Source organism: Solidesulfovibrio alcoholivorans DSM 5433 (assembly GCF_000702665.1).
Lineage (GTDB): Bacteria > Desulfobacterota > Desulfovibrionia > Desulfovibrionales > Desulfovibrionaceae > Solidesulfovibrio > Solidesulfovibrio alcoholivorans.
In genome coordinates, this window is sequence record NZ_JNJA01000006.1 from 54,687 (window position 1) to 71,887 (window position 17,201).

Here is a 17,201-nt window from a genome sequence, read left to right on the forward strand (position 1 = left end):
CCACAGCAGTGGAAGGGAGATTGGCCATGAAGACCGTATTTGGACTGTTGTTGCTATCGATCACACTGCTTGCAATTTCAGACAGCAGTATCGCAAGCAGCGATGCCCCGTCCATCGAAACCATTGTCGCCAAATCAAACCATGCCTCCTTGTATCAGGGAGCGGATTGCCAGGGGACGACGGCCATGACGATCACAGACAGTCAGGGCCGGGTGCGTAAGCGCCAGTTCAACATGCTGCGCAAAAATGGCGATACTGTAGACAAAGAGCAGAAGTACTTCGTCTATTTCATAGAACCGTCCGATGTGCGCAAGATGGTCTTTATGGTGCACAAGCATGTCGGGGAGGGAAAAGGCGACGATCGCTGGCTCTATATGCCGAGCCTTGACCTGGTCAAACGCATCGCGGCCAGCGACAAGCGCACCAGCTTCGTCGGTTCGGATTTCCTCTACGAAGACATCTCAGGCCGCAGCCCCGAGGAGGATACCCATTCTCTGGTTGAAACAACGGACAAATTCTACGTCGTGAAAAATATCCCCAAAAAGCCGAACGCCGTGGAGTTCGCCTTCTACGTCGCCCATATCGATAAGGCGACCTTCATTCCCATGAAGATCGAATACTTCAAGGCAGAGGGCAAACCGTACCGGGTCATCGAGGTTTCCGAAGTGCAGCCCGTCGGGGCCACGGAAAACGGCAAGCCGGCCACCTATCCGACGGTTATGCGCTCCGTGGCCAAGGACCTGGAAAGCGGCAGCCGGACGGAAATGGTGTTTGCCAACCCGCGTTACAATGCCGGGCTGGAGGACGATCTTTTCACCGAACGCTACCTGCGGCGCGCGCCCAAAGAGGTCTTGCAATAATGGAAGCATCCGCTTGGGCCGGGATCAGGCAGGGAGCGCTTTCCTGCCTGGCCCTGGCGGCCTTTTGCCAGGCTTTTGCCGGCGACTGCCTGGCCGCGTCCTTTTGGGACCGGTTCAGCACGCCCGAGGCGCATGGGTTTCTGGAAGTCCGGGCCGGCTGCCGCACCCAGCCAGACCCCTACGAAAAGGAGGCCTCCATCCTGGAGACGCGGCTGCAGGGAGAAGTGTCCACCCAGACGGACGTTGCGCAGTTTAAGTACAAGGGGGACCTCTGGTACGACGGCATCCTGGAGCAGGCGCGCTACGAGACGCGCGAAGCCTGGATGTTCCTGCGCCCGACCGATTTCCTCGACATCAAGCTCGGACGCCAAGTGCTGACCTGGGGCACAGGCGATCTGGTTTTCCTCAACGACCTGTTCCCCAAAGACTGGCAGTCCTTTTTCATCGGCCGGGACGCCGAGTACCTCAAGGCGCCAAGCGACGGCGTCAAGGTCAGCCTGTTTTCCGACCTGCTCAACGCGGATTTCGTGTTCACGCCGCTTTTCGCCAGCGACCGGTTCATCACCGGGCAATACATCTCGTATTGGAACGGCGCGCTGGGACGCCTGGCCGGCAACGAATCGGAACTGGACTACGACAAGCCGGACCAGTGGTTCACGGACGCCGAATACGCGGCGCGCCTGTACCGGACCGTCGGCGCCTACGAGCTCGCTCTCTACGGCTACTTCGGGTTCTGGAAGAATCCCGGCGGTATTGCCGCCTGCGGCGAATACATCTTTCCGCGCCTAAACGTCTACGGTGCCAGTGCCCGGGGACCGGTGGCCGGGGGCATCGGCAATATCGAGGTGGCCTACTACGATTCCACCGAGGACCCAGGCGGGCGCGATCCGAACCTCAACAATTCCGAGATGCGCTACCTTGTCGGCTTTGCCCGGGAGATCAGCCGGGATTTCAACGGAAGCGTCCAATACTATGTGGAACAGTTGCTCGACTACCACAACTATCGGATGCGCTTCGATGGCAGCCAGCCCAGGGACGAACTCCGGCATGTGCTGACCCTGCAGCTCACCAGGCTGCTCATGAACCAGAATCTGGAGCTTTCCCTTTCCGGCTACTGGTCGCCAAGCGACCAGGACGCCTACCTGCGTCCGAAAATCCTCTACAAGTGGACCGACCACATCAACCAGGAGGTTGGGGCAAATGTCTTCCTCGGGCAGCGCGACGATACCATGTTCGGCCAATACAAGGCCAATACCAATATCTACATGGCTCTGCGGTACAGTTTTTAATGCAGTCTCTTCGCGCGTTTGCCGCAATGGTGTCCATCATCACTCGTTTTCAACTCTCCAGCCCGTAAAGGAATGATCGTCATGCACCAGTGTCGTCAGGGTGATCCGATCACCGGCAAACGTCGCCATCCGTCAAGCTATGGCATGCAGGACCCGCGAACCGTCTTTGACGCCCTGGACCTCAAACCGGGCGACGTCTTTCTGGATGCCGGCTGCGGCCTGGGCGAGTACGCCCTCAAAGCAGCGCGCCTCGTCGGGCCGACGGGCATGGTCCATGCCTTTGACGTCGCCCCTGGCTGCATAGCCGATCTGTCGAGTCAGGCCGCCGCGCTCGGCCTGCCCCAACTGCGCGCCTGGGTAGCGGACATCACCCGGCCGCTGCCCTTGCCCGATGCCTCGGTCACGGTCGGTCTGCTCGGCACGGTGTTGCACATTCCGCCGGTCACCCGGGGCATGGAAGCCGTTATTACGGAGATGCGCCGGGTGCTGCGGCCGGGCGGGCGGCTGGGCGTCATCGAATGCAACCAGCATTCCTTCCATGGTCCGCCGCTCCCGTTGCGGCTGGCCGCAGTGCGGATCACCGGGGAATTGGAGTCGTGCGGCTTTCAGCCCCTCGGGATCACTGACATGGGATACAATTATCTTTCATTGTATCGAAAATCGATGCCATAATCCAAAACCGCTTGCGAAGCGAAGGCCCTGTGACATCCATGAGGAGTGGAATGGTTTTCTAGCACTGGATGACAGAAATTTTGGATAAACTCTGGAGAACAGGCCTACGTAAAGATAGATAGCTGGGTAGGGGGCCGGTGTTGCGTTTTTTTTGATCGGGCTGTGTCGCGCTGGTAAAATTCGCGGCAGCTGGTCCCTGCCTCGATGGTTGGCCGGCAAGTTCATGCCGCAATGCTCCCAACGGTACAGCGGTCGTTAATGGGGAATGATCAGATGGAATTCGACGCCGGGAGAGCGGGACTTGCTGTCCGAACGGGACGGCGTGCGGCAGAAAATGAAACCCTGGTGCGCTTCCACGACGAGCTTGCTGAAGGCGAGGCCAAGTCCGATCCCCCGCCGACCCAGGCCCTCCTCGGTCTGGACCGTGAAGAATTTTTCGAAAATGGTCTCCTGGTAAGCCTCGGGGACGCCAAATCCGGTATCAGAAATGATGATCCAGAGATAACTTCGGGCTGGCACAACCTTCTGGCGGTACGTTTCGGGCAGGCAGGGGCTGAGCCCGAGGGCTCTGCCATTGATGACAGTGGTAGAGATATCGATGCTGCCGCCTATCACGTTGTAGTTGATGGCGTTGGCAAGGATGTTGCTGATAGTCCTTTTTATTCGGAACAGGTCGCAATATAATTTGAGGAACTGTCCTCGTTGCTGGAAGGAGACTGTCAGTTCCTTCTCTTCGGCCAGGAGGGAATATTCTTCTATGCATTGGTTTATGATCTTGTGGATATCGTAATAATTTGCATGGAGTTCGAAACGGCCGCTTTCGTCACGGAAGATGTCGAGAAAGGCGTTGACCATGCTGCTCAACTGGTCGTTGGTATTGATGGCCAGCTTGAGGATTTTTTCCTGATTGCTGCTGACCGGCCCGAGGCGGCCGTTGCACAGCAGTTCCAGGGCCCGGTCGATGGCCAGGATGGGATTGCGCATGTCGTGGGTGAGCATGCCGACCAAGTCTTCCTTCATCTTGGCGATGCGTTTTTCCTCGGTGATATCGCGCAGGATGGCGACGTAGCTGACGGCCTTGCCTGATTCGTCGTTGACGCGCGAGAGGGATATCTGGGCGGGGAAAGGTTTCTTGTGTTGCGTCAGGGCCGTCAATTCAAAACGGAAGTTGTCCTGTACGCCCTGGTCGAGATTCTGCTTGTAGGCGTTGAGGATTTTGTAATCCTGGATGAAATTGAGCAGGGACTGGCCCGTAAAGGCGCTTTGCGGGCAGCCGAACACGTCCGCGCAGCGGTCGTTGTTGATGGCGATAGAGAAATCCGTGTCCACGGAGATGATGCAGTCCGAAACGCTGTTGATGAGTTTGTTCAAATATTCCTTGGATTGCAGGGTCAGCAGGATCTGCTGCAAGGCCATGTCGCTGATGGTCTGCGTGATGACCGACATGAGGTTGACGATCTTGCGAAGCCGCGAGCGTTTCACTCGGGGTATTTTTTTGAGCGCCAGCAGGTAGCCGTCCAGATCCGTGACGCCGATGCTTTTGGCGCGCAGCACGGCTTCTTCCATGGGGATGGCTTCCTCGAGAACCTGGCCGCCGTTGAGGTTCCCGATGTGCTGCCCGGCCACGATGATAGGGGTCGCACAATCGACAAGGCCGGCATTGAGGCAATCGTAGACGTAGGGTTCCTTGTCGTTGAGCGACATCTTGCCGCCATAGGCGTCGCTGGCATAGCACTTCAGCCGTCCTTCCGTGGTCGCCCGGCAGTAATCCTTGCAAAAGGTGCAGAAATTGGATTCGCTGGAAATAGGCCGGCCCTCGGTATCGGCGATGACCGATCCGATGCCGCAGGCTTCGTTGACGGCTTGCAGGATCTCATCGAGTTTTTCTTTGGATATCAGATCCAGAAGTTGGATGGACTGCTTCATGGCGTCGTGTCTCCTGGGCCTGACGCGTTTTGTGCCAGTTCGGACTGGGGATTGCGAGGACGGGTCGGTTCGCGGCCAGGAGCCATGCGGGTGCTGTCAATCGATCAGCTTGGCTTCCCGGGCCGCGATAACGGCTTCGAACCGGTTGTTGACATGGAGTTTTCTGAAAATATGCTTGATGTGCGACTTGACCGTCTCGATGCTCAAGAAAAGCAGCGTCGAGATATCCTTGTTGTTTTTCCCCGCCGCGATGGACCGCAGAATCTGCATCTCGCGATGGGTGAGCGCTTCGACGGGGAGGTCCGGCTGGACATCCTCGGGGGTCAGGTCGACGGAGAGATTGACCAGATAGGGGGAAACGACGGGCTGATCGGCATGGAAGGCCTCGATGAGGCGCGCCAAGTTGTCGATGCCGATGGTCTTGAGCACGTAGCCGTCGGCTCCGGCCTGCATGGCGTTTTTGATGTAATTGGTGTCGTTGTAGGTGGAAAGGGCCAGGATCTTCATGGCCGGCAAGACCTTGCGCAAGACGCGAATGGCCGGGATACCCGAGAGGCCGGGCATGTCGATGTCGATGAGGGCAACGTCGGGAGCAGTCTTTTGGATTTTTTCGATGGTGTCGAAACCGTTGTCCGATTCGCCGACAATCGTGATGGTCTCTATGCTCTCGAAGGCCAGGCGCAGGCCGATGCGCAGCAAGGGGTGATCATCGGCGATAAAGAGCTTGATCGGAGGGTTGCCTGACGTCGGTCCCATGAGCTTCCTCCCTGCCAACGCGTCTTGCCGAGGCGGTTTTCAAAACATGCGATATCCTGCCCTTGCTGGCAAGGGCATGCCTCCTTTGTCGTGTGTCGCCGGGCCATGCATGGAGACCGGATACCCGCCGGCCGGGGCCGGTCCTCCCGGACCGTCGTCTCGAAAGGGAAGCGACGGCCCGGGGTGGCGGTTGCGGAGGCCTCGCGTTGCGTTCAGAAAAATATGCCAGTATTTTCAAGGTATAATGTGACGGGTCTGGGGTGTGCCTCCGTGGGCGGAAGGTCCTTGGTCATGACTCGCACGCCTGTGCGCCGTCTTCGCAAAACTCGGCATCGGGGTCTTTGTTCAAGGCGCCCGTGGTCATGTCGTACACGAACGCGCCAAGCGCGCCACCGACCAGGGGACCAAGGATGGGCACAAGCACGATGCTGGTGTCCATCAGGTTGGGCTGGGTGAAGCCGGCCACCAGGGCGAAGAACCGTGGACCGAAGTCGCGGGCGGGGTTGATGGCGTAGCCGTTCATGGCTCCAAGACTCATGCCGATGGCCATGACCAGCATGGCCACGGCTACGGGGCCGATCCAGGGCACCTTGTTCTTGGCGCCGAAGTCGCCGATGGAAAGGATGCCGAAGAGCAGCACGGCGGTGCCGATGACCTGGTCGATGAAACCGGGCCAGAAGCCGGGCACGGCCGGGAAGGTGCAGAAGATGCCGGCCGTTTTGACCAGCGCGGGGTCGGCCAGAAGCCATTTGGCCGTAAAGTCCGCAAAGACGATGGCCGCGCCCAGAAAACCGCCGGCAGTCTGGGCCAGGGCGTAGGGCAGCACCTTGCCCCAGGGGAAGCGCCCCGTAGCGGCCAGAGCCAGGGTCACGGCAGGATTGATGTGCGCGCCGGAACGCAGGCTGGCGAGCACCCCGAAAAACACGCCCAACCCCCAGCCGAAGGTGATCGTATCCCAGGAGATGTTGAGCGCATCGCCAAAAAAGACCTTCATGGCCACGCTCCCGGCTCCGAAGATGATGAGGATCATGGTCCCCAGGAATTCGGAGAACATCTCTTTGCCTAATGACGGCGCACCCATGGTTCCCTCCCTTGCGGCGTTTCGTCCGTTGTTCCTTCCCTCCGGGAGGGAAGGGACTGTTTGCCCGGGCATTCCTGCGACACGGTGCCCGCCCGCCGGACTTTCGGCCCTCCTGCCCGGAAATGCGGGCATCCGGCGGCGGTCGGCACACGGTTCCTCCTTTGCGCGACGGGGCTCGCCCCCGCCGTCGCGACAACACGGCGTCAAGATCCGCCGTCATTCCCCGGCGCACGGCGCAGCGGGATTTTCGCGGTCAACCGCCGATGGTGACCGCGATGGGAAACGGCTGAAGCGACGCCGTGAGCCGCTCGATTTCATCCCGGCCGTGGGGGGCGAGTCCGTGCAGGGCATAGTCCTGGCCCAATTGCCGCCATTTCGGTTCGCCCATGCGATGGTAGGGCAGGATGTCCAGGGCAATCAGATGCTTGAGCTCGGCGGCCAGGGCGGCTGTCCGGCGCAGGTTTTCCGGCGAGTCGTTGCGCCCGGGGATCAGCGGCAGGCGCAGGCGCGTCGGGATGCCCAGGGCGTCGATGGCGCGAAGATTGGCCAGGATGCGTGTATTGGTCGATCCCGTGAGCTCCCGGTGGACCGCCGCGTCCATGTGCTTGACGTCGAAAAGGACCATATCCATGTGGCGCAGGGCCGGCGCCATGGCCTGCCAATCGGCCTGACCGCAGGTTTCGACGGCCGTGCGCAGGCCCCGTTTTTTCGCCTCTTCGGCCAACGCCTCCAGAAAGCGGGGCTGCGCGAAGGGTTCGCCGCCCGAAAAGGTCACGCCGCCGCCGGAGCGGTCGTAGAATTCCCGGTCGAGCTCCACCTCCTCCATGACCTCGGACACGCTCAGGTAGCGGCCGCAGACCGTGAGGGCGTTGGCGTAGCACACGCGCTGGCACAGCCCGCACTGCGGCAGGGCGCAACGCTCCCGGTCCAGGACGATGCCCTCCTCCGGCGTGGCCGTGAGGCAGTGGTTGGGACAGGCGTCCACGCACTTGCCGCACCGGATGCAGTTGGCGGCGATGTACATGAGTTGGGGGGCGGACCGGATGTTTTCCGGGTTCTGGCACCACAGGCAATGGAGCGGGCAGCCCTTGAGGAAGACGATGGTCCGGATGCCGGGGCCGTCGTGGATGGAAAAACGCTGGAAGTCGCTGACCACGCCGGTCGTGTCGTCGGCGTCGACGCCCCGCGGGGAGAAAAGCTGGAATTTCTTGCGCAAGGTCATGGTGGCTCCGTTTGCCATGCCGGGCCGGCCAACCGGGCATGGGTATCGCCCCGTGGCCGGTCTTCGGACGTCCGGGGAGCCGCCGCCTCCCGGGCGAGGCGGCGGCTTTCGGTTTCCGGTTGCGGACGGCTAGAACATCTGCTCGGTGCGCGAGATGATGTCGTCCTGGATGGAGCGGTCAAGGGAGGTGAAAAACGCGCTGTAGCCGGCGACGCGCACGACCAAGCCCCGGTAGTTGTCGGGGTGCATTTGCGCGTCGGTGAGCGTGTCCTTGCTGATGACGTTGTACTGGATGTGCGTGCCGCCGCCGTTAAAGAGCGTCTCGGTCACGGCGATGAGGTTGGAGATGCCCTGGCCGTCCTTGAGGGCGCTCGGGTGGAACTTCATGTTGAGCAGGGTGCCGTTGGAGGCGATGACGTGGTCGAGCTTGGTGACGGACTTGACCGAGGCCGTGGGGCCGGAGTGGTCCATGCCCGACACCGGCGAGACGCCGTCGGCCAGGGGCGTGCCGGCCTTGCGCCCGTCCGGGGTGGCCCCGACGACGGTGCCCAGGGGCACGTTGGCCGAGACCGGGTACAGGCCGGGCTGGAAGCGCCCGCCCCTGGGATTGGCGTACTTCTCGACTTCCTTGCAATAGATCAGGGCGCCTTCGTGGGCGATCTCGTCGGCATAGGGCTCGTCGTTGCCGTACTTGGGCGCGCGGTTGACGAGCATCTGGCGCAGGCTTTCCCCCTCGACGCCGGCGAAGTCCGAGGCCAGGGCCGCTTTGAGCTCGGCGAGGCTGACGGCCTTGTCCTCGTAGACGAGCTTGCGCAGGGCGGCCAGGGAGTCGGCCACGTTGGCCACGCCGACACCCTGCGGCCCGGTGAAGTTGTAGTGCGCGCCGCCTTCCTGGAGGGACTTGCCCTTGGCGATGCAGTCGTCGACCAGGGAGGACAGGAAGGGCAGCGGGGCGCGCTGGCCGTGGGCCACGTCCACGGCGTTGTCGCTGACCACGAGCAGCTTGACGCTGTATTCCATCTGCTTGCGGTAGGCGGCCATGAGGGCGTCGTAGGTGGCAAACGTGGTCAGGTCGCCGGTTTTCGGGCCGAGGCGCTCGCCGGAAAGCGGATCGACGCCGTTGTTGAGCGTCAGCTCGAGGACCTTGGCGATGTTGAAGAAAGCGGCATCGTGCCAACCCTCGGTCTTGCCGCCGACCTGCGGTTCGACGCAGCCGATGATGCCGTAGTCCCGGGCGTCCTCGCGGGTGAGCCCCCGGCTGAGCAGTCCCGGGATGATGAAGCGGTCGTTGTAGTAGGCCGGCATGCCAAGGCCAAGGCGCGTCACTTCGGCCGCTTTCTCGTACAGGGCCCGGGGCGTTTCGCTGTGCACCCGGATGGAGATGGAGGGCTGGTAGAGCCGGGTGTTGGCCGTGGCCTGGAGGCACATGTAGGACAGGGGGTTGGTGGCGTCCTCGCCTTCCCGGTCCACGCCGCCGACGATGAGGTTTTGGAACATGGGGTAGCCGCCAAAGGCCTTGGTCGAGCCTTCGTCGCGCACCTTGTTGATTTCGTTGAACTTGATAAAGAGCAGGTCCAGCAGTTCCTGGGCTTTTTCAATGCCGAGGTCCTTGTCGCGCAGCAGATAGGGGAACAGGTACTGGTCGAAGCGCATGGGCGAGATGGAGTGGCCGTTGGATTCGATCTGCAAGACGAGCTGGATGAACCAGAAGGACTGGAGCGCCTCGGCGAAGGTTTGGGCCGGGGAGGCCGGCACCGCGGCGCAGACCCGGGCGATCTCCAGCAGTTCGGCCTTGCGGGACGGATCGGCTTCCTTTTCGGCCATCCCGGCGGCCAGATCGGAAAAGCGCTTGGCAAAGGCGATGACCGCCTGGTTGGTGATGATCACGGCGTTGAGGAAGGTGATCTTGGCCAGATGCTCGGGGTTGGTCATGTCGAGTTCGGCCAGTTCGGAGCGGGCTTCGGCGATGATGCCGTTGAGCCCCTTGCCCAGGACCTTGGCATAGTCGACGGAGATGTGCCCCACGCCGTTGAAATAGTAGTTGCCGACGGTGAACACGCCGTATTTCTGGGCGTCCTTGGCGGCTTGGGGCATGAGCGCCGTGGCCAGCTCGTTGGTCGTCTTGCCGTTCCAGTAGGGAAAGAGTGCGCGCAGGGCGGCTTTCTTGGCTTCGGAGATCAAAAAGACGTCGCCGGTGCGTTTTTCCAGGCGATCGAGTTCGTCCTCCAGCCATTTGCAGGAAAACTCGGGAAAGACCGGCGCGGCGCGTGGCTTGGTGCACTGGTTGCCGACGATGATTTCGTCGGGCTGGATGAAGATGGTCATCTGGCCGAGGATCTTTTTCAGGGCCTTGGCCCGGCGGATGTGGATGGGCTGGTCCTCTGTCTCCTTGTACGACTCGGTGATGTATTGCGCCCGTTCCACGCAGATTTCAGGAGTCAGGGAGATGAAGCGTTCCCGTATGGCCTCGACACGCGGCGTCGGACCGGGCAAATGCAGTACGTCGATCTTGTTCAACAGCTCTTTCTCAATACTGCTGGTCATGACGCAAGCCTCCTGGCGGTTGAGGTTGACGAAGCGGCCAAGTCTTCATGGCAATGCTACATGCGTATTTTCCCTTTGCTTCCCGTTCAAAATGTCCGTATCGTTGTGCCGTCGCGTTGATGCATCCCCGGCTTTCCCTGGACCGCATCCTTCCTCTACGTTTTCCATGAAAAGCGTGACCTGAAAGATCTTCCCTTGACAATCCCTCAAAGGGGGGATTTGCACCCCCCCTTTGAGGGATAGGCCGGCGTCGGGCGCGCCCGCAGATACAGGCCCGTTCCGCCACCGGGGCGCTCGGGGGCAGGGCGAAGGATTTGTCCGAGGAGAGGGGGACGGCAGGGAGTGGACACGTTGCCCACGTCGCCGTAGGCCATGCTATCAACTCAAACCCGTAAGGGGCCACCATGAAGCGGATCGTCCTGACCCTGGCTTTTTTGTCCCTGGCGGCAGTTGCCTTCGCCCAACAAGACCGGCCCGGGACCGTGTTCATTCCGAACGGCAGCGGCGGCATGGTGGACAACGACGGCCGCACCTACACGGGGCCGGCGATCCTTCAAGGGCCTATCGTTGAGCCGCAAACGGGCACAGCCTACGTCCCGGCAGGGCCTAACGCCCACGTGAACACCAGGACCGGCCAGGTCATCCCGAGGACGGGAGAATGATTTCGTAGAGCAGCGAGGCCATTTGACGCGGCTCCCCTTTTCTGGCGGGAAACCGTCGTCCGCTCCTCCACGATCCTGAGCTTTCCACTCGCCAAGAGCTGATAGACCGACCGGGGCCGCGTCCCGGGTCCCGCGTCCAGTTGCAGCAGCAGCACGGGCGGATACCAGCGCTCCATGACCCGGCAGATGCGTTTCCGGTCCTCCTGTCGGACAAACTGACCGCACCTGAAACCGAACTACGCAGCCCTGACCCCGGACAAGGCCAACTGGTCACGTGCAGCCACCTGTCCCGCGTCCGACATGGCCAGGATGGCTGCGGCGGTCTTGCCGTGAAGGCCAGTGCGGGAACGAGACTGCGGCGTGCAATTCTCGCAAGTCGCTGTTCAGCCTGTTTCTCCGGACCGCGAAGCGGCAGTCGTCGCCGGTTTTTCCCCACGTCCTGGATGTTCGCCCGGCTGGCGGCATTTGCCAGCCAACGCAGGCATGTCTCCCAGGGCGGTGTTCCAAGCTCAACGCGCGTTGAAACGCTGGGAAACCGCCGACGTCAGGTCGTCGATGGCGACCGTTCTCCGAAACCGTATCCCCTCGGGGCTATTGAGAAAGCGCAACACCGTCGCATCAACCCCCACAAGGGAAAAGGCTTGTGGCCCAAGCGGGCCTTGCTGCCGGAACGGCATTTCCCCGCCCACGGGAAGCACGACCCCATATCCATGCTCCCGGGCATAACGGCTTACGAGAGCGCGCACGGCCGTCACCATGGGGACAACCATTGCCTCCATCTGCTGTTCGCGTTCCTGCCTGGAGATCCCCTCCATCTTTGCCAGCCTGCCGACCAGTTCCGGCAACCGATTGCTGTCGAGCACGATTTTTTTGATATCAACTTTTCCGATGCGCGGCGCGCTGTCCCCAGGCGTCGTCATGCGGGCCGGCGGCGGAGCCGTCCGCCCCTCGCCCGAAGGCGAGGTCCCCCGAGCGGCCAGATTTCGGCAGGTTTCAAGCGCACGTGCCGCGGCTCGTTGCACGCACACCTCGCCGTACTTGTCCTTTTCCCGATCCAGGAAGCCAAGGGTGGTTTCCCTGTTGCGGGTGAACAGGCAGGTGTTGACGAAGCTGGCGTAGGCGTAGTCCTCCTGCTTGAGATAGCCGAAAATCTGTCCCAGGACGAACCACGCGGCGCCATAGCCCGGTTTTATCTCGAGGGACTCGACCTCCCTGTCGCGAGCCTGTGCGAACTGCCCGTTGCGAAACAGCGCATAGCCGTAGCTGCCGGTTATTTCGGAGCTCGATTTGTCCTTTGCGTACGCAGCCGCGTAGGCTTCGAGCGCGCCGGCCATATCCCCCTGTTGGTTGAGCAGCATATTGCCCTTGCGGCTGAGCTCGTTGGCCGCGGCCCGATCGTACGCCTCATGGAACACCTTCTTCGGCATCCGCTCCTTCAGAGCGATCGTCGCGTCATAACGCCCATGGAGCGTGTTTTCGAGCATGGCCATGATCGGAGAGGAGGGGCTTGCGGGCGGTGCATGGTCGGATACGGCCCTCCCGGATGGCGCGTCCTGCCGGGGAAGTGGCGGCGCGGCGTTTTTTTCGCCCTGTAGTGGCTGGGAAGGCGCCGTGGCGCGAGGCGGCGTGACGGGAGCCGTTTCGGGTTCGGGTGGCAGGCTTTCGAGCCGGTCGAGGGTTATGGATATTTCCGGCTTGGTATCCCGGACCGCGCTTTCGGAAGCCGCCTTCGTCGAGGATTCTGCCCGGGGCGGGCCGGACGTCGCAGGCTCGTCCGTTCCCGTGGAATAGCCGACCTCGCCTTGTCCCCCGTCCGCAGGGCCTGCATGACAAGGAACTCCCCCGGCCAGCATCAGGGCCACAACGATCGCCAGATGAAGGATCCAGTGGACGCGCATGCCGCCTCCCTTGCCAGGTATTGGCCGTGCCTGGCGTCCTCCCCCTTTTGCCAATCGCCGAAGGAAGCGCAAGGCACCGGCCGTTGCTGTCGTATTCTACGAGTAATCGTCGCTGGGCGTCTTGGGCGTTTTGGGGGCAGGCGTCTTCGCCGGAGCGTCGGACGAAGGCGTCGGCGCATCGGGTTTGAGATCAGGCATATTGATGCGGACCTTGTCCTGGACCGGAATCTTGTCTTCAGGCGCAGTCACGGCTGGCGTCGTCCGGGCCGGGGCACGCGCGGAAGCGGCTTCGACGGGGATGTCCCGGACGGGTTCCAGGGGGGTGGGTTGCATCGCTTCAGGGGATGGTCCGGCCGCAGTGGGTTTGGCGGCAGTCTGCGTTTTTTCCTGCCTGGACGGCTGATTCTTCTGCCGCGCAGCCTGCTGTCGCGCTTGGTGCCTGGTCTTTCGCGCCTGATCCTCTTCCTGCTGCCGCTGCAGCGCCTCCATGCGTGCCTGCGCCACGGCCTGAGTCTGGAGGATGTTGCGTACGCTGGCGATGCGGGCGGGCAACGCCCGGCGCAAATTGATGGGACAACCGCTGAAGCTGATCAAGTCTCGACAGTGGTGGTCATAGACATTGTCATTGTACAGATCGACAGCCCTGTCGTAATATGTCAAAGCAGCTTCATAATAGCCGAGTTGTTCTGCGGCAGCGCCAAGAAAGTAATAGGCTACATCGATCTCATGACCTGTGGTCATGACCAAAATTGCCAGTTGCTTCCATTGGTGGGAGTTGTAAGCAGCCGCCATGCCACGCCAACTTCCAATAAAATAGAAGCTTGCATTGAGATTGTTGCTCACTAGAACCATTTTTCCTTCTTGCAGATCCCGCAGCATCTGTGCTTCAAGATCAGGCGTGACGACCTTGTGCACCGGAGCGCCGCACCCGCCAAGGAAAAGCGTCAAGGATAGAAAAAAACTGGCGAATGCGGCGCAAACAACATGGTTATTCTTTTTGTCCGACATGGGTTCTCCTTGCTGCAATCGACTGCTTCTTGCGTCTCAAACGGATCCTCACCCTTTTCTGGCGACGATCAGGCCGTTTCCGTCTTTTCCTCGAGAACAGGCGACTGTGTACCGAGCGCGGCAACGCACTCTTCAAGGGATGGCGTCATGGTCTCTGTTGCCAACAGACCGCGCAGAAACTGCGTGCCTACTTTGAGGAAGAACCCCGGCACAAGCACGATGAGTGTTGCCATAAGGTAACAGGCAAATGACTCCGCCCAATGCAATATTCCGTTGACAAGGCTGAGATTCTTCCCCGGCAGCAGAACATTGCAGGCATAGAGCAGTGAAAGCGCAGCACCGAAAAAGAGATAGAGTGCGATCATTCCGCTATAAATTGTCGATACGATCTCCAGGCGTTTTACGCTTTTCTTGAGAGAAACGGCTTTTTGCAACACGGACAAAGCCTCTTCTCTCTCCGCCACAGCTTGCCGCAACATGGCGGTCCCGTTCGCAACGACCCCGGAAAAATAGTCCTGCGCAAGCTTGTTGAGGACGAAGTGCTCCTCCTTGAAGGCCGCACCACCGGGTTCCCCCACAATGGACAGCAGGATAAGCGTTTCGATGGCTTGTTCCTCGGTCAGGCTCTTCGGCTCGTTCGTGAGGAAATCGCGAAACAGGCGATCGAGCTCAGGAATCAGCGCTCGCCGTACCAGTTTGACATCCGGTTCCGGACCGGCCAGTTCATGTTGTGCAAAAAGGACTGGCGCCGGAATGGTTTCGAAGCCCTTGAGGGCCTGCGCGGAAAAAGCCGTCGCCACGCCGTGCAGGTCAAAGGATTCGTTGGGCAGGCGCAGATCGGCGATGCTTTGCGGCGCGTTGGCGAAAACATGTCCAAGGAGCTTGTAAAACGCCGGCTTATCTTTCTGAAAAAGGACGATGAGCAGGCCATTGGCCAGGGAGGTTTTCTTGGCGAAATAGTCCTCGAAGGCCTTTATCTGTTGCGGTGTCAATACCGTGACCAGCGACAGGAACAACTTGTCATTCCGATTATATTTGAAATCAGTGCCCATGTCGTATGTAAATACGGATTCCGCGAAGGCTTCGGGCTTTTCTCCCATCAGGCCGGCGGCCTCGAGAACATCACCTTTTATATAAGGGACATTGGACTCCACGACGGCGCGAGCAAGCGCATTTACAATATCGCCATTGCCATTTTTGTTGTATTTTGCAGTTAATTCGGCAAAGAGTCGCAACACAGTTGAATCGCGAAAAACAAGATCTCCGGCATCGTGCCCGATGCTGTTGTAGGCAACGCCGGCCAATGCGGTGTCAACGCTGTCAAGAAGACTCGTAATCTGGACACGAAGCGAATTTGGCAGTTGTTGAAGAGATTTATACAGGCTGTCGGTATCGTAAATCGGTCGAAACGCCGCGACGCCGGATAACTCCTGCATCAACTCGACCAATTTTTGCGTCAAAATGGGCTGCTCCATGAATTTGCGGAAATCAAATCGAATATCGTTGAACAATTTCCGTGACATATCCTTGTCGATGCGGAAGTAGACCCGGGCGGCATACACCGTGTCGGAAAAAGAAAGACGGCTGGGAATGGTTTTCAGGACCTTGGCCGTGGGTTCGCGCAAGGTTTCAAAGGCGTCGTTGGCTACGGCCAGTCCGACAAGGGCATCGAGCCCTTCCAGGTCACGGATCTGGCTGACGGCCTTTGCCAAAAAGGTTTTGACCAAGCCATTGGCAAAAAGCCGGTTGTCGCTTCCAGCCAAGGCGGCAAGCAGCATCTTGAAACGATCGATGGACACCATCACCTGCCGGCGCCCTTGATCGCAAATGCTATCGATTACTTTTTCGGCGGCGGCCTGAACCGCATCCTTGGGCAATTGAACCAACAACTCGAAAACCATCCGTCGCTGCGCCTCGTTGTCTGCCCTGTCGTAGAGCCAAGCGAATTCGCCTGCGGAAGCGGAAAGATGCAGCCCGATCAGATGGGCAATCATGTCATACGCACGCTCAAAGCCGGGACCGGGCTGCTTGATGACCGGAGTATTGTTTACGGCCGTATAGTCAAGGGTGAATGGTTCTTTTGAATACTTGCACAGTAAATATCCTTTTTCGAACTGATTTCCTGTATAGTACATGTTCATGTCTTGTAATACATTTGTCTTTGCCTTGGCAGTTGTGGCCGATCCCAGAAGAAGAGCTATGACAAGCAACGGCAGCACGCCATTTTGGCGCAATATCTTTTTCTTGAGAAAAGAGAATGTCCTAAACGATGTTGAAAGAATCCATCTGTTGGGATGATATTTTTTCAAATAAACGATATACAATATTGAGACAAGCAAGCTGATTGCCATGGCTATATATATAACTGTTTCACCCCCGAGAAAGACTAAGGCGTATTCTTTTAATATGTTGATTACTTCATTGCCAAGATTCCCATTATACAGAGACGGCCCAAGTCTCTCTAGCATGTTAACTGCTTCACCTGCGAGTTCCTTTTTCTGGCTTTCTATATTGCTGTTCGTGATGGAAATTTTGTCCTCAAGGGTTTTTCGTTCATTAACGTACTGCTTAAATACATCAGTTTGCATCAAGGATTGTCCGACTACTTCCGCGTGCGCGACCAGGCTGCAGCAAAGAAACTCTGTCGCAATACAAAGGACATAAAAAATTTTTTTCATTTTTAAAATTACCACCATTTTGCTGTTGCGCTTTGAAGTACGCCCCGCTTCTTCAAAGCAGACAAGCGAAGTCAACTTTATCGTCACAAAAAGATGCTATCGTAGGTGAGGTTCAAGGTAAAGAGCAGTTTCTCAATGCGCGTTATCGTGTGGCCGTCATTTCGTGTATCATTACCATTTTGCGATTCCCATTGCAGACAACCAGAATCGAGACCGGTGCGCGCTTCTTGTCGGCAGGCGATTTTTCCTTCTCCAAGCAGCCACCAAGAGAGTCGGGACAACACGCAAGGTCTTCCGGCACAAGCCGCAAGGCACATTTCATCACACTGAATCTTCTGGGCTGTCCGGCTAAAACGACCCAAGCCCGGTCCCTGGCGGTTATGCAGAGGTGAGCCACTGGGCGGTAATCCAGCCCTGGAGAACCAGATTTTCAGCAGGCCGCGGTGGGATCTTGTCGCAGAGGGGAGGGCGCGGAGGGACGCATCATTTCTGATGAAGAAAGGCACGGGACATGGCCCCGCAAGAGCAGCAAGAGTAATTCCTCAAAGTACTCACCGCCCTTGGCGGTCCCGCCGCTATTGTGCGACTTCTCAAGAGCTTCGCTC

At 59.4% G+C, this 17,201-nt stretch carries 12 protein-coding genes; 4 read left to right on the forward strand and 8 right to left on the reverse strand.

All coding sequences use genetic code 11. From position 1 onward, the window contains the following. Window positions 1–26: 26 nt before the first annotated feature. From Q368_RS0112420 to Q368_RS0112430, 3 genes are all read left to right on the forward strand, one after another. Window positions 27–860, forward strand: coding sequence for an outer membrane lipoprotein-sorting protein (locus Q368_RS0112420; protein ID WP_029459392.1), 834 nt, complete (start codon window positions 27–29; stop codon window positions 858–860). Next, window positions 860–2,149: a hypothetical protein gene (locus Q368_RS0112425; RefSeq protein ID WP_029459393.1), complete on the forward strand. Its 1,290-nt coding sequence runs from the start codon at window positions 860–862 to the stop codon at window positions 2,147–2,149. Before Q368_RS0112420 ends, Q368_RS0112425 begins: the two co-directional genes overlap by 1 nt. Window positions 2,150–2,230: 81 nt before the next feature. Next, complete coding sequence (locus Q368_RS0112430; RefSeq protein WP_043785856.1) at window positions 2,231–2,821, forward strand: class I SAM-dependent methyltransferase; 591 nt, start codon at window positions 2,231–2,233, stop codon at window positions 2,819–2,821. A 255-nt stretch (window positions 2,822–3,076) separates the two neighbouring features. On the opposite strand, the gene Q368_RS0112435 is transcribed toward Q368_RS0112430, so the two are convergent. The 5 genes from Q368_RS0112435 to Q368_RS0112455 all read right to left on the reverse strand — a co-directional run bounded on the left by Q368_RS0112435 (window position 3,077) and on the right by Q368_RS0112455 (window position 10,350). Next, complete coding sequence (locus tag Q368_RS0112435; RefSeq protein WP_029459395.1) at window positions 3,077–4,747, reverse strand: PocR ligand-binding domain-containing protein; 1,671 nt, start codon at window positions 4,745–4,747, stop codon at window positions 3,077–3,079. A gap of 96 nt (window positions 4,748–4,843) precedes the next feature. Then, on the reverse strand, window positions 4,844–5,503 hold the full coding sequence (locus Q368_RS0112440; protein ID WP_029459396.1) for a response regulator transcription factor: 660 nt from the start codon (window positions 5,501–5,503) through the stop codon (window positions 4,844–4,846). A 289-nt stretch (window positions 5,504–5,792) separates the two neighbouring features. Beyond that, window positions 5,793–6,584, reverse strand: coding sequence for an MIP/aquaporin family protein (locus Q368_RS0112445; RefSeq protein ID WP_029459397.1), 792 nt, complete (start codon window positions 6,582–6,584; stop codon window positions 5,793–5,795). 253 nt (window positions 6,585–6,837) lie between these two features. After that, window positions 6,838–7,806 (reverse strand): glycyl-radical enzyme activating protein, encoded by a 969-nt coding sequence (locus Q368_RS0112450; protein ID WP_029459398.1) that lies wholly within the window; start codon window positions 7,804–7,806, stop codon window positions 6,838–6,840. Between the two features lie 129 nt (window positions 7,807–7,935). Next, window positions 7,936–10,350: a glycyl radical protein gene (locus Q368_RS0112455; protein WP_052360147.1), complete on the reverse strand. Its 2,415-nt coding sequence runs from the start codon at window positions 10,348–10,350 to the stop codon at window positions 7,936–7,938. 404 nt (window positions 10,351–10,754) lie between these two features. Here Q368_RS0112455 and Q368_RS0112460 point away from each other — a divergent pair, with 404 nt between their 5' ends. After that, complete coding sequence (locus tag Q368_RS0112460; protein ID WP_029459400.1) at window positions 10,755–11,012, forward strand: hypothetical protein; 258 nt, start codon at window positions 10,755–10,757, stop codon at window positions 11,010–11,012. Between the two features lie 509 nt (window positions 11,013–11,521). Here the strand turns inward: Q368_RS0112460 and Q368_RS0112465 are convergent. From Q368_RS0112465 to Q368_RS0112475, 3 genes are all read right to left on the reverse strand, one after another. Next, window positions 11,522–12,910: a tetratricopeptide repeat protein gene (locus tag Q368_RS0112465; RefSeq protein WP_029459401.1), complete on the reverse strand. Its 1,389-nt coding sequence runs from the start codon at window positions 12,908–12,910 to the stop codon at window positions 11,522–11,524. A 96-nt stretch (window positions 12,911–13,006) separates the two neighbouring features. Further along, complete coding sequence (locus Q368_RS0112470; RefSeq protein ID WP_029459402.1) at window positions 13,007–13,918, reverse strand: hypothetical protein; 912 nt, start codon at window positions 13,916–13,918, stop codon at window positions 13,007–13,009. A 68-nt stretch (window positions 13,919–13,986) separates the two neighbouring features. Then, the gene (locus Q368_RS0112475; protein ID WP_156955701.1) at window positions 13,987–16,683 is read right to left on the reverse strand and encodes a hypothetical protein; all 2,697 of its coding nucleotides are present in this window, start codon (window positions 16,681–16,683) and stop codon (window positions 13,987–13,989) included. Window positions 16,684–17,201 lie beyond the last annotated feature (518 nt).

What these genes read in the sequence shown, in the direction of transcription:
- Q368_RS0112425 (WP_029459393.1), top strand. Translation starts at nt 860, where the DNA reads ATGGAAGCATCCGCTTGGGCCGGGATCAGGCAGGGAGCGCTTTCCTGC.
- Q368_RS0112460 (WP_029459400.1), top strand. Translation starts at nt 10,755, where the DNA reads ATGAAGCGGATCGTCCTGACCCTGGCTTTTTTGTCCCTGGCGGCAGTT.
- Q368_RS0112445 (WP_029459397.1), bottom strand. Translation starts at nt 6,584, where the DNA reads ATGGGTGCGCCGTCATTAGGCAAAGAGATGTTCTCCGAATTCCTGGGG.
- Q368_RS0112455 (WP_052360147.1), bottom strand. Translation starts at nt 10,350, where the DNA reads ATGACCAGCAGTATTGAGAAAGAGCTGTTGAACAAGATCGACGTACTG.
- Q368_RS0112470 (WP_029459402.1), bottom strand. Translation starts at nt 13,918, where the DNA reads ATGTCGGACAAAAAGAATAACCATGTTGTTTGCGCCGCATTCGCCAGT.
- Q368_RS0112450 (WP_029459398.1), bottom strand. Translation starts at nt 7,806, where the DNA reads ATGACCTTGCGCAAGAAATTCCAGCTTTTCTCCCCGCGGGGCGTCGAC.
- Q368_RS0112465 (WP_029459401.1), bottom strand. Translation starts at nt 12,910, where the DNA reads ATGCGCGTCCACTGGATCCTTCATCTGGCGATCGTTGTGGCCCTGATG.
- Q368_RS0112440 (WP_029459396.1), bottom strand. Translation starts at nt 5,503, where the DNA reads ATGGGACCGACGTCAGGCAACCCTCCGATCAAGCTCTTTATCGCCGAT.
- Q368_RS0112420 (WP_029459392.1), top strand. Translation starts at nt 27, where the DNA reads ATGAAGACCGTATTTGGACTGTTGTTGCTATCGATCACACTGCTTGCA.
- Q368_RS0112430 (WP_043785856.1), top strand. Translation starts at nt 2,231, where the DNA reads ATGCACCAGTGTCGTCAGGGTGATCCGATCACCGGCAAACGTCGCCAT.
- Q368_RS0112435 (WP_029459395.1), bottom strand. Translation starts at nt 4,747, where the DNA reads ATGAAGCAGTCCATCCAACTTCTGGATCTGATATCCAAAGAAAAACTC.